Below are 11,930 nucleotides of genomic sequence, written 5' to 3'. Positions count from 1 at the left end.
TTGAAAGATGTCTGATATACTTAAGCTTTTGAAAAACGCAGCCCTAATCAAATGGAAATTGAATTAAATAAAAGTGTTAAAGAGAGAATCTTCCATGCTGTCATTTTTGAGGTGACGGCCAACGTTATTATCGCCCTGTCACTTGCCTGGCTGATGAATGTGTCTGTACTTCAGTCAGGCACGTTGTCCGTCATATCCGCACTTACCGCAACGGTCTGGAATTTTATTTTTAATAAGCTCTTTGATTCCCTGCAGAAAAAATACCAGTTTGAAAGAACATTTCTCATTCGTGCGATCCATGCGGTAGGTTTTGAAGCGGGACTCATCATAACCTTAATGCCTGTCGCGATGATTATGCTGAATCTTACAATGACTGAGGCATTTTTTGTTGAGATTGGTCTTGTACTGTTTTTCCTGCCATACACGATGCTGTTTAACTGGCTTTACGACTATCTGCGCTGGACGTTTGTTGGACGTAAACGGTCTGTTATGTAGCGAGATATCAGTCACATTGACACGCCTTTGATCATCTTCGACTCCACTCACCTCCTATACTCTTCATTTCTCTATCTCTTTTCAGGAGTCGATAATGTTTGATCATGTGAAATTCGGCGTCAGCGATTATGAAAAAAGTAAAACCTTCTTCCTCGAGGCGCTTCGCCCGCTTGGTGTAGAACTCATCGATGAAGGCACGCCGGAGTATGGTGTAGAAATGAGTTCCGGCGATGTTTCACTTTGCCTTTTCCATACAAATGACAAACCCGCGCCTCTGCATCTGGCGTTTGTGGCCAATACGCGCCAGCAGGTTGATGATTTTTACCATGCTGCACTGCGCGCCGGCGGACGTGATAACGGCGGGCCGGGGTTGAGGTCATACGGTGAAAATTACTATGCCGCGTTTGTCATCTCGCCTGATGGTCATAATATCGAGGCGGTGTGCCATGCGCCGCAGAGTCTGTAGCGTCAGATGTCATTAAATATCTGTCATGCGTCTATTTGCACGATTATGCACGAAAGTGCTTCATTAAGCCACATTAATTCCGTAAGGTATGGCCTGTTAACGTGCAACATCATGCAATAACACTGACAGAGGTATTTATGACACAACAGTTGATTCTAATTGCCGGCCCCTACCGCAGCGGAACCGGCGGCGTTCAGGCGCGCATTGATGAGAATCTGGCGCGTCTCGAAAGCGCAGCATTAGCCGTTTACCAGCGTGGTCACATTCCGATCATAGGTGAATGGCTTGCTTTGCCGTTGGCAAAGGCCGCGGGCTCGAAAACCGTTGGTGATGAAATCAGCGAAGCGATGCTCTACCCCGTTGCTCACCGGCTCATAGCTAAATGCGATGCAATTTATCGTATCGCCGGTGTATCTAAAGGTGCCGATATGGACATTGAGGTCGCCAGAAAATACGGCCTCAGGGTTTATACCGCGCTTGAGGACATTCCTGAGGCTTAAGGAAAACCGACAGCCAGGCTATGCTCTCAGGCTGGCTGTCAGACAGTATCACGATCTGAGGTTAACACGACGGATACCCCCTTTTCTGATACTGCGCGGATCCAGTCCTTAGCGGTATTGTCTTCCACGACGATGGTATTCACCGATGACACATCACCAATCACAAACGAAGACGCTGTGTTGATCTTTTCCGGAGAAGCCAGAACAACAGTCTCCGCGGCTCTGCCGGAAAATGCACGTTTGATGCACGCCTCTTCGAAATCACCGGTCGTTAATCCAGCTTCAGGATGGATCCCGGTCACGCCCATAAAGAACAGGTCTGCATGAATATTTTCGATGCCTTCGATGGCCGCAGCGCCGACCGCAACGATAGAGTGTTTATACAAGCGACCGCCGATCAGAATCACCTCGATGGACGGATGATCGACAAGCCCCAGGGCAATGCTCGGGCTGTGCGTCACCACAGTGATACGAAGCTCGGGAGGGAGAAACGTAATCAGCTCCGACGTTGTCGTACCACCATCGACGATCACCACCTGGCCTGATGAAATCAGCTGCGCGCCTTTGCGGGCCACCCTTTTTTTCGCATCCATTTTCACGGATTGCCGTTCAGCAAACGGAGCAATCGCGGAAGATGCTGGAAGCGCGCCACCGTGAACCCGCTGCAAGCGCCCTTCTGCCGCCAGCTCGCGCAGATCGCGCCGGATGGTGTCTTCAGAGACGTCAAAGAGAATGCTGAGCGCTTTTGACTGGACCTGACCTTCGGCGCCGAGCTTTTCGAGGATCAATTGTTTTCGTTGACTGGTGAGCATCATGAATTCCTGATGTTGCATGTTTTATCTTGTAAATGCACGATAATGCTGTTTATGATAATTACTCTACGTAAGGAGGAACAAACGTGCAATCAAAACGTGCAGATGTGCGCATCATTAACAGTGAAACACTGTCAGATAACTGGTACGTCCTTAAAAAATACACCTTCGACCTGCAGCGACGTGATGGCGAATGGCAGCGGCAGCAGCGGGAAGTCTATGACCGTGGCAACGGCGCGACGATTTTGCTCTACAACCGTGATAAAAAGACGGTGATCCTGACTCGCCAGTTCCGCTTCCCCGTCTTTATCAACGGCCATGAGGACAATCTAATTGAAGCCGCTGCAGGGTTGCTGGACAACATGGATCCCGAGAGCCGCATCAAAGCAGAAGCGGAAGAAGAGACCGGATTTCACGTTTCACGCGTGCAGAAAATTTTCGAAGCCTATATGAGCCCGGGCTCCGTTACGGAAAAGCTCTATTTTTACCTTGCCGAGTACCAGCCGAGAGACAGAACCGGCGCTGGCGGTGGGATCAAGGCGGAAGGAGAAGATATCGACGTGCTGGAAATGACGCTTGAAGAGGCATTACGCGGCATTGAGACGGGTAAAATCGTCGACGGGAAAACCATCATGCTGCTTTATCATGTGGCCCTTAAAGGGATTCTGTAACCTACTGGTTTAAATCCTGATTTGAAGGTGCATGAGTTGGTGCGCTTGTCCGATACGCGGATGGAATGCGGGAAACCTCCTAAATTTTGCAGCCTACTATATTTAGTGAACGATTTCGAAATTCGATAAAATCATAAACATTTCCCTGAGTCATCAGCATTTACCATTCAAAAATGCCAAACGTTCACGAGGCTGCCTGCAGAGGTAGCCTGTCTTATCTGTTCACTGGATTAAAATGCGACTCGCTACAGATAACGAAGCATATTATACTTGCTCCTCCACTCGAACAGGAGGCAGCAACTCACGTGAAGGATACATATTACAACGACATAACGATCAATACGCTAATTCAGAGTGAGCTGGACGCGTTTTTTGAGGACTTCAAAGGGATCGTCTTTGCCTACGCTATTATGAACAAGAAAGATCCTTCACAGATGAGGATACTCAATAACAGTCCTGAGTGGTTTAATATCTACATTGAAAGAAAATATCAGTTCATTGACCCTGTCATTATTCGGGCTTTGCGCTGTGTTGAAGACTTTTTCTGGGAAAGCGATGTCGTCCTGTCGGATGGTTATAACCTGACACGCATTTTCGACGAAAGCGTTCAGTATGATATATACCAGGGGCAGACTTTTCCTCTGCATGACTATATGAATAATCTTGTTGTCTTATCCGTCATCAGTCCTAAGCATTCTGGTATTGACATAGAGAAATATCGGCCGCAATTTCTACGCTTCCTTGTTCAGTTACATCAGAAGACACTCAATCTGTATAGTCAGCATCAGCAGAAAAAGAATGTGTTCTTGTCGCCACGTGAGCGACAAATCCTCAAATGGGTCAGCGCCGGAAAAACCTATGCAGAAATTTCTGTTATTTTATCTATTGCTGAACGCACCGTTAAATTCCATATGGGCAATATAATGAAAAAACTCGGTGTGAATAATGCCAGACATGCAATAAAGCTTGGAACAGAACTCCGGTTACTGGACGACTGACCCTCAGACACTGGTTATAGATAGCGTAAATGCCCGAGCATTTCGCGAAGCCAGTGGCTGGATTTGTCTTTACTAATAATATCTTCAATAACGCGGGTGCTGGCAGGCATATAAATATAGTAAATAACCTCCCCTTTTTCAGAAACACCGCGCTGAATAACTTCAACTTTCCAGTTCGCATGCCGAAATATGGCATACATACCGCGACTGGCTACTGCGTACATTCCGTGATATTTATTCTTTATGCAATAAATATTCATTGCAAGAAACAATGCTTTACTGGCGGGCACGCCCTGCAAACTTGCAGAATCTCGTGTTTCTTTATCTAAAAATAAACGACTCACTTCACAGCAGGGAACATCGGCTGGAAAAACAATGGGATTATCGAAATAATTGTGAAAGATTTCGCTTATCATTGTCGGCTGCGTTGAGTTAATAAATCGCGCGCCGCATAACAGCTGTCCATCATACATACCCAGTAAGTATGTCGTGTTATGGGAATCAAATTGATCCTTTTCCATCCCTTCGACGCATTCCACTTTCCAGTCGAGTCGGTCCCGAAAGGTTTTTCTTCTGAGTCGGTAGAGTTCGTGCGCTAGTGCTGGGGGTAAATCATCGTAGTCGTGTAAAAAAAATTCAATGACAGAAATCATGCTCTTGTTCCTGATAATAACACCTGAAACTATCATCACCTGTCTTTTAGGACAGCTTTCATTGTGCCGCATATTCCCTATACTTAAAAAGTACCTGACCACGAAGTTCTCGCAAAACTAAGCGGTCAGGAGGTCAAAGACCTACGAAACACCAGGGATATACCCATCGATGATTATCTAATATTTAAAGTTTCGGGTACAGAGCATAAGAAGCACTTTGCCGATAAAATAATAAAAAACAATAATCATAAAGTAATTACAATAAAAACATTGCCCCTTAATCTTTTAAGGGGTAATATTTCCGATTGCTTATTTTTCCCACCTTCCCCTTCATTTTACAGAATCTGCTGACTTCATCCGCCCAAAACCCTGGCCGGTACCGCTTTGCAGGTATCTGCCTGTGCTATTCTTGCAGAATCATGCAAAACGGAGAATTGATGATGGCCGACTGGAACCCTTCTCTTTACCTGCAATTTGGCGCAGAAAGAACGCGTCCAGCAGCCGAGTTGCTCGCCAGAATTCCTCTTGATGAAGCCGCTACTATCGCCGATTTGGGCTGTGGGCCAGGTAACAGCACGGCGCTGTTAAAGCATCGCTGGCCTTCTGCGCACATCACCGGCGTCGATAACTCCCCTGCCATGCTCGAGGAAGCACGCGCCGCCTTACCTGACTGCCACTTTGTTGAGGCCGATATCCGTCAGTACAAGCCTGGCCAGCCGCTGAGCCTGATTTATGCTAACGCGTCGCTGCAATGGGTTCCGGACCATTACGATCTCCTGCCTCATCTTGTCTCCCTGCTTAAGTTAAATGGCGTGCTGGCGATCCAGATGCCCGATAACTGGCTGGAACCCACCCATGTGGCGATGCGTGAAGTGGCGCTGGAGCAAGACTACCCGGACCGTGGCCGCGAACCTCTGCCGGGTATACATGCTTATTACGATATTCTGTCGGAGGCTGGCTGTGACGTGGATATCTGGCGGACAACCTATTATCACAAAATGAGCTCTCATCAGGCCATTATTGACTGGGTAAGCGCCACCGGCCTGCGCCCCTGGCTCCAGGAACTGAACGAGAGCGAGCAGAAACGTTTCCTGAAACGCTACCATGAACTGCTGGAAGAGCAGTATCCGCTCCAGGAAAACGGGCAGATACTGCTGGCTTTTCCTCGGTTGTTTATCGTGGCTCAACGCCAGCCCTGATCCGATTATAGGCGGGCTTCTTTGAGCAACTGCTGGATAACCTTTTCCTGCTGCGCATAATCACCCTCGCCAAAGGCGGTATAGCGCAGCTGCCCTTTGGCATCAAAGTAATAATGCGCTGGCCAGTACTGGTTGCCGAACGCATTCCAGATTTGATAGTTGTTATCCGTCACAACCCGATACGGCAACTGCCATTTCGTTACCGCCTTTTGTACCGACGAAAGCGGTTTTTCCCAGGGGTATTCTGGGGTGTGAACCCCAATCACCACCAGCCCCTGCGACTGATACTTCGTGGCCCAGTCTCGCACATGCGGGAGCGTGTGCTGGCAGTTAACGCAATCCCACGTCCAGAAATCAATCAGAACAACCTTCCCTCGTAATGCTTCAGACGTGACAGGGTCACCGTTAATCCACCCTGTTCCACCGCTTAACGAAGGCAGCTGGCTGCTGGGCTCAGCGATCGCCACCGGCTGGAGCTTCACCGGCGCGGTTGGGGGGGTTGCCAGATTTAAAAGCGCGGTCTCAAGACGGTTTGCGACGCCGTTAGCCCCTTTCAGCAGCGAGGTCATCCCCGTCGCGTTCAGGACGACTGCCGCTAACATTGCAACTCCTGCCCCCTGACGGAGCTTCGCCATCAGCGCAGACTTTGCCCTTAACGGTGTCATCAGCGAGCGGCTGCCGATAACGAGCAGGCCCAGCATCAGCGCGCATCCGCTGCCATAGGCAGCGAGCAGTGCGCCCGTGGCGATGGCCGAGTGGCCCGCGATATTAATGCTGAAAATAGCGCCCAGGATGGGGCCCGCGCAGGGAGACCAGAGTAGACCGACCGCAAGCCCGGCCAGAAAAGCCGATGCCATTCCGCGCGTTTGCCCGCTTCGGGTGTTGAGAACATTTCCTGCGCTGACGGCCGGTCCCGCGATACGCTGGGCGAAAGACGGAAAAATTAAGGCCAGCGCGGCTATGGCCAGAATGACGAGCGCGATCCAGCGCCCAACAATGGTTGCCGCTGTTATCCACTCGCTGGCGACGGTGATGACCATCGCCACCAGGGTGAACATCACGACCATCCCGGCGAGCAGGGCCAGAATATGTCGTCGTTGCCCCTGGAAACCGGCGAACAGGAGTGGAATAACCGGGAGCGTACATGGGCTTAGCAGGCTTATCATCCCGCCCAGAAAAGCGATTACCAGAAACATAATGACCTCACATTACATGTCCTGCGACACTGCAGTGAGGCTATTTCATCGTCCTGATGTGTTCAGGATATGTGTAAACGCGCGGTTTTTGTCTGGCTCTGTATCATCCGGGCCAGGAGATACAAAGCCGTACAATTAACGACGCGGTAGCGTAATGGAGACGTCCAGTCCGCCACCGGCTCGGTTCGCCAGTTTGAGCTTTCCTTCCAGCTGTGCGGTCAGCTGCGCGGCAATCGCCAGGCCGAGTCCTGTCCCGCCGGTATCGCGGTTACGCGAGGTTTCAACACGATAAAACGGTTGCAGAACCGCCTCCAGCTCGGCTTCGGGTATTCCCGGTCCGTCGTCCACAATGTGAATCACCACCTCTTCGGCAGACGAATCATCAATGGCAATGACGGCACAGTCGCCGAACTTCAGGGCATTATCCAGCAGGTTAGACATCACTCTACGAAGCGCCTGCGGACGCGTGACGATCGGCAAACGGACTTCGTTTGCCTGAAACTGCACGTTTTTACCAATGTCCTGATAATCGCTGGCGATGCTGTTGACCCAGGCGTTCAATTCCAGCTTCAGCGACGTCTCTTCCAGTGATTCTGATGACCGGGCATACGCAATGCCCTCCCGCACCAGACGCGACATATTATCAAGGTCGTTTAAGAGTTTGTCCCGCAGTTCAGGCTGCTCCGTCATTTCTACACGAAGCTTCATGCGGGTAATGGGCGTCTGGAGATCGTGAGAAATAGAGGCCAGGATCTGTGCGCGCTCCCTGAGATAAGACTGAATGCGCGCCTGCATGGCGTTGAAGGCATGGGCTGCGCGCTGCAGCTCCAGCGGCCCTTTCTCCGTCATTGGCGTGCTGGCCGCCGGATCAAGTGAATCCACCGCGCGGGTAAATTGTGAAAAAGGCCGAACCACCTGCCGCACGGCGATCCAGGAGCAGGCCGCCAGGAGCAGCAGCTGCAGGATGAGCACAACGGGTAACCAGCTGGCGACGGGTGGCATGCGCGGGATGAGGTCAATGGTCAGCGGCGAGCCATCGCGTAACGTGAGATGCGCCTGGATATGTGAAATGGCGCCGGGAACGGCGGTGAAGCTGAGAGGATATTGTGCCGCGAGCGTCGCTTTTAAGGTTCGGATAGCATCCTGCGAACGCTTATCCGTCGGCGCTGCGCCGGGTTCCCCTGTGCCCAGAATATAGCGATAGTTACCCCGTTCAAGCCGCGGCAGCCAGGCGGCGCGTTCGCTGGCCGGTAAGCGGTCTAAAATGGCGACGCTGGTTGCGACGTCGTTTTCCAGATTACCGAGCATCACCGTGCGGGCGCTGTGCATGCGTTCAATCATGACCAGCGTCAGGCTCAGGGCGTTAGCCAGCAGCAAACCGGGCAGCACGACGATCAGCAAACGGGCCAGCAGCGAGCGTGGCCAGAGCGTCATTCGTTAACCTCTTTGATGGTCACCGGCATCGTAAAGACGTAGCCTTCGCTGCGCACAGTTTTGATATAGGCGGGCGTGCGGGCATCTTCATTGAGGCGCTGGCGAACCCGGCTAACCAGCAGGTCGACAGAACGTTCAAACAGCTCGGCGTCACGCCCCTGCGTCAGATTGAGCAATTGGTCACGGGTCAGCACGCGCTGCGGATGGTCAAGGAAAACGCGCAGCAGACGATACTCCGCCCCGCTGAGCGCCACAATCACCCCTTCCGTGTCGATTAAGTGGCGGGCGACGGTATCGAGCTGCCATTCACCGAACATCACCAGCCGCCCTGCTTCTGTCACCTGTAGATTGGGCGGCATCGTGCGAAAACGCCGTAAAATCGCCTTAATGCGTGCCAGAAGCTCACGGGCGACAAACGGCTTCACCACGTAGTCATCCGCACCCATCTCCAGACCCAGAATCCTGTCCGTCTCCTCATTGCGCGCCGTCAGCATCAGGATGGGCAGATCTTTATGTTTGCCGCTGCGTAGCTGCCGGCATAGCGTGAGACCGTCATCGCCGGGCATCATGACGTCCAGCACCACCAGGTCGATATGCTGTTTATCCAGTACGCTACGCATCTCTTTGCCGTTGGCCGCGCCCGTCGCGCGATAGCCAGACTTGCCGAGATAATCGACAATCAGTTCACGAATATCCCTGTCGTCATCGACGACAAGGATGTGGTCAATATGTTCCACCGAACTCTCCAGACCGAAGGGTAACGTACTGAAAATAGCACATTTCACAGCTTATCCGCGTCGATAACCGCCTTGACGAAATCCTGCGGATCTTCCTGAGGCGGGTTGTGCCCCACGGTTGAGCCGAAGGTGCGGTGCTCATATTTGCCGGTAAATTTAGCTGCATAGGCCTGCGGTGCCGGATGCGGCGCGCCGTTGTTGCCGCCTTCGATGGTGATCGTTGGTACGGTGATATTCGGCAGCGTAGCCAGTTTTTGCTCGTAGCGGTCGTATTTGCGCTCGCCTTTTTCCAGCCCTAAACGCCAGCGATAATTACTGAGCGTCACCGCGACGTGGTCCGGGTTATCGAGTGATTTGGCGCTGGCGTTAAAGACCGCATCGCTAAATTTCCAGTCAGGTGAGGCCTGAGACCAGATTAAACGGGCGAAGTCATGCGTATTTTTGGCATAGCCTTCAGCACCACGCGCGGTAGAGAAATAGAACTGATACCACCACTGCTGCTCCGCTTTTGGCGGCAGCGGCTGTTTGCCAATCTGCTGGCTGCTGATGAGATACCCGCTCACTGAAACGAGTGACTTCACGCGCTCGGGCCACAGCGCCGCAACGATATCCGCCGTCCGGGCACCCCAGTCATATCCTGCAAACACCGCCTGCCGGATATTCAGGGCATCCATCAGGTTGACGATGTCTTTCGCCATCGCCGAAGGCTGGCCGTTGCGCAGCGTTTTTGCTGACAGGAAACGCGTGGTGCCGTAACCGCGCAGAGACGGCACAATGACCCGGTACCCTTTTGCCGCCAGTGCGGGTGCAACCTCGGCATAGCTGTGAATATCGTACGGCCAGCCGTGCAGTAAAATAACCGGCTGACCGTCTTTCGGACCAATGTCGACATAGCCGACATTCAGATCGCCGGCATTGATTTGCTGGGGATGGTCAAATGCTGCGGCGACGTTTGTGCCGGTGACTTCGGCCTGACAGGACATCACGGTGCCAAGTGAAACGGTCAGTGCGAGGGTTGAGTAAGCAAGTTTGCTGAACATGTTGGTATCTCCGGTTGAGTACAATTCACGGGGATATAACAACACTGCAATGTATAGCGGATATGTGCGAAAGCGGGTTTATTGCAAGCCTGTGTATGTATCCGGGACGCTGATACAGTGTGATACAAACACAGGCGTTGTCGCCTTAAAGGGAGAGTCGGTAGCGGACGTAATCGTCAGCTTCGCCATATTTGTCATAGAGTTTACGCGCCGGGTTGTTCTCCCGGGTGACCCAGTACAGTTTCGACCACCCTTCGCGCTTGCCTTCCTCAATCAGAGCATCAATAAGCGCCTTACCTGCACCCGCTCCGCGTTCGTCGGCATCAACAAACAGATCTTCCAGGTAGCAGATGGGGGCCGTTGACCAGGTTCCTTCGTGCAGAATGCACATCGCGAAACCGATGACCTTTTGGTCCTTCTCTACCACCCGGCAGAACATCTGGGAATGCGCTGATAGCGCCCTTTCCCACGTCGCTGCGGTGACGGATTCCTCGAGGTAGCAATCATAAAAATGGGTGTAACCATCCCACAGCGGTCGCCATTGGGAATAGTCGTCTGCGCGTAGAGGTCTTACCGTGACAGCCATGTGTTCCTCACATTACAAATTGATCGCCATTTCGAAACAGCGTAAATCGACACCCGCCATACGCGAGTGATGATAGCTTTCGCTCAGCGTAACAAACCCCTGCTTCTGATAAAACGACTGGGCGTTAGGCGTCGCATCGAGCGTCAGGCGGGTTATCCCCCGGCTACGGGCTTCCTGTTTTAGCGCCTCAATAATCCGGGTCGCCATGCCTTTACCGAAGGCTGCAGGCAAGGTGAAAATCGCCTCCAGGCAATGTGTGTCAAGATCCAGATAGCCGGTTGCCGCAACATCGCCCTTTTCATCTTCCACCACATAAAAAGGGTATTCAATGATCATCTTCCGAAAGCGTTCGGGCATGAGATCTGGCGTCCAGCGCGCAATGACCTCTGCGTCGTAACTGGTTTTACAGCCGTGACGAATCGCCTGATTGCGAATATTCCAGAGCGTTTCGGCTTCCTGTGGCCTGGCTTTTCGTAATGTCATAACCTCCTCCTTTAACGGCTTTTTAGCCACATTTCCCGTGCCGACCTGGCAAGACGCTGAGTACGACAATAGAGCGTAAACAGCACAAAGCCGCTGCTGTTCATCACCACCCGACAAAGTAATAGCGCGAATGATGCGATGACCAGCGGCCAAAGACCTCCGTCATGCGAAAGCAGGAAATGTAAAACCTGAATGAGGGTTGTTATCAGCAGGATGATGAACAACGCCATAAAGCCCGACAATCCCGACGTCTTACCACGTGCCAGGAGTACGCTTGTCACAATGAGCGCGCCTGTCATCGTCAATGATGGTAAGAAAAAGCTCAATGCATGATGCAAAGGTGACAAACCCTGCAACGTGCTGAGAAAAGGCAGAAGGTTTAACGCAAACGCCACTAAAAACAGAGGTAACAGCATAGCTACCGGATAAGGATTTTGACGCGGAAGCTCGCTGAGTGGACGCGAAAAATACCGTTCTAGCTCGGGCGTGGAATGATTCAAGAGACGGATATCACGATGAGCAATAGCCTCCTCTATCTCTTTGCCATGCTGCAGGAGATCCTGGAAAACCCGTCCGGTTAAAAGAGACAAAAAGCTCATCAAAATTTCGCCATTAAAGAAATGATGCCCATTTCTGGTAGGGAATGAACCCAGCACGCCT

15 protein-coding genes are annotated in these 11,930 nt (G+C 51.8%); 6 read left to right on the top strand and 9 right to left on the bottom strand.

Going from position 1 to position 11,930, the window contains the following annotated elements; genetic code table 11:
* The first annotated feature begins 51 nt into the window (after window positions 1-51).
* The 3 genes from GXP72_RS11475 (at window position 52) to GXP72_RS11465 (ending at window position 1,461) form a co-directional block, all read left to right on the top strand.
* Complete coding sequence (locus GXP72_RS11475; protein ID WP_024908486.1) at window positions 52-495, top strand: PACE efflux transporter; 444 nt, start codon at window positions 52-54, stop codon at window positions 493-495.
* A gap of 94 nt (window positions 496-589) precedes the next feature.
* A complete protein-coding gene (locus GXP72_RS11470) occupies window positions 590-961 on the top strand; it encodes a VOC family protein (RefSeq protein WP_024908485.1) in 372 nt (123 codons plus the stop codon).
* A gap of 137 nt (window positions 962-1,098) precedes the next feature.
* Window positions 1,099-1,461: a DUF4406 domain-containing protein gene (locus GXP72_RS11465; protein ID WP_208762879.1), complete on the top strand. Its 363-nt coding sequence runs from the start codon at window positions 1,099-1,101 to the stop codon at window positions 1,459-1,461.
* A gap of 38 nt (window positions 1,462-1,499) precedes the next feature.
* Here GXP72_RS11465 and GXP72_RS11460 read toward each other — a convergent pair whose 3' ends face one another.
* Entirely contained in the window at window positions 1,500-2,273 is a 774-nt protein-coding gene (locus GXP72_RS11460; RefSeq protein ID WP_208763913.1) for a DeoR/GlpR family DNA-binding transcription regulator, read from the bottom strand.
* Window positions 2,274-2,359: 86 nt separating this feature from the next.
* Here GXP72_RS11460 and GXP72_RS11455 point away from each other — a divergent pair, with 86 nt between their 5' ends.
* The gene (locus GXP72_RS11455; RefSeq protein ID WP_024908482.1) at window positions 2,360-2,944 is read left to right on the top strand and encodes an NUDIX domain-containing protein; all 585 of its coding nucleotides are present in this window, start codon (window positions 2,360-2,362) and stop codon (window positions 2,942-2,944) included.
* A gap of 305 nt (window positions 2,945-3,249) precedes the next feature.
* Window positions 3,250-3,942 carry a LuxR family transcriptional regulator gene (locus tag GXP72_RS11450; RefSeq protein WP_048991631.1) on the top strand — a complete coding sequence of 231 codons (693 nt, stop codon included), beginning with the start codon at window positions 3,250-3,252 and terminating at the stop codon, window positions 3,940-3,942.
* Window positions 3,943-3,956: 14 nt separating this feature from the next.
* On the opposite strand, the gene GXP72_RS11445 is transcribed toward GXP72_RS11450, so the two are convergent.
* Window positions 3,957-4,595, bottom strand: coding sequence for an acyl-homoserine-lactone synthase (locus GXP72_RS11445; RefSeq protein ID WP_048991632.1), 639 nt, complete (start codon window positions 4,593-4,595; stop codon window positions 3,957-3,959).
* A 440-nt stretch (window positions 4,596-5,035) separates the two neighbouring features.
* Here GXP72_RS11445 and tam point away from each other — a divergent pair, with 440 nt between their 5' ends.
* Window positions 5,036-5,794 carry a trans-aconitate 2-methyltransferase gene (tam, locus tag GXP72_RS11440; protein WP_024908479.1) on the top strand — a complete coding sequence of 253 codons (759 nt, stop codon included), beginning with the start codon at window positions 5,036-5,038 and terminating at the stop codon, window positions 5,792-5,794.
* Between the two features lie 5 nt (window positions 5,795-5,799).
* On the opposite strand, the gene GXP72_RS11435 is transcribed toward tam, so the two are convergent.
* From GXP72_RS11435 to GXP72_RS11405, 7 genes are all read right to left on the bottom strand, one after another.
* Complete coding sequence (locus GXP72_RS11435; RefSeq protein ID WP_208762878.1) at window positions 5,800-6,990, bottom strand: cytochrome c biogenesis protein/redoxin; 1,191 nt, start codon at window positions 6,988-6,990, stop codon at window positions 5,800-5,802.
* Window positions 6,991-7,125: 135 nt separating this feature from the next.
* Window positions 7,126-8,424 (bottom strand): ATP-binding protein, encoded by a 1,299-nt coding sequence (locus tag GXP72_RS11430; RefSeq protein ID WP_208762877.1) that lies wholly within the window; start codon window positions 8,422-8,424, stop codon window positions 7,126-7,128.
* Window positions 8,421-9,161, bottom strand: coding sequence for a response regulator (locus GXP72_RS11425; RefSeq protein ID WP_024908476.1), 741 nt, complete (start codon window positions 9,159-9,161; stop codon window positions 8,421-8,423). The genes GXP72_RS11430 and GXP72_RS11425 overlap by 4 nt, the downstream gene beginning before the upstream one ends.
* Window positions 9,162-9,205: 44 nt before the next feature.
* The gene (locus GXP72_RS11420; RefSeq protein WP_090416942.1) at window positions 9,206-10,201 is read right to left on the bottom strand and encodes an alpha/beta hydrolase; all 996 of its coding nucleotides are present in this window, start codon (window positions 10,199-10,201) and stop codon (window positions 9,206-9,208) included.
* 145 nt (window positions 10,202-10,346) lie between these two features.
* Complete coding sequence (locus GXP72_RS11415) at window positions 10,347-10,787, bottom strand: GNAT family N-acetyltransferase (RefSeq protein WP_148769177.1); 441 nt, start codon at window positions 10,785-10,787, stop codon at window positions 10,347-10,349.
* 12 nt (window positions 10,788-10,799) lie between these two features.
* Complete coding sequence (locus tag GXP72_RS11410) at window positions 10,800-11,270, bottom strand: GNAT family N-acetyltransferase (RefSeq protein ID WP_208762876.1); 471 nt, start codon at window positions 11,268-11,270, stop codon at window positions 10,800-10,802.
* Window positions 11,271-11,281: 11 nt separating this feature from the next.
* On the bottom strand, window positions 11,282-11,869 hold the full coding sequence (locus tag GXP72_RS11405; RefSeq protein WP_024908472.1) for a hypothetical protein: 588 nt from the start codon (window positions 11,867-11,869) through the stop codon (window positions 11,282-11,284).
* Window positions 11,870-11,930: the final 61 nt, after the last annotated feature.

This window comes from Enterobacter sp. SES19, assembly GCF_011765665.1.
In the GTDB taxonomy this organism is placed as follows: Bacteria; Pseudomonadota; Gammaproteobacteria; order Enterobacterales; family Enterobacteriaceae; genus Enterobacter; species Enterobacter pseudoroggenkampii.
This window is presented reverse-complemented; position numbering and strand designations above follow the sequence as displayed.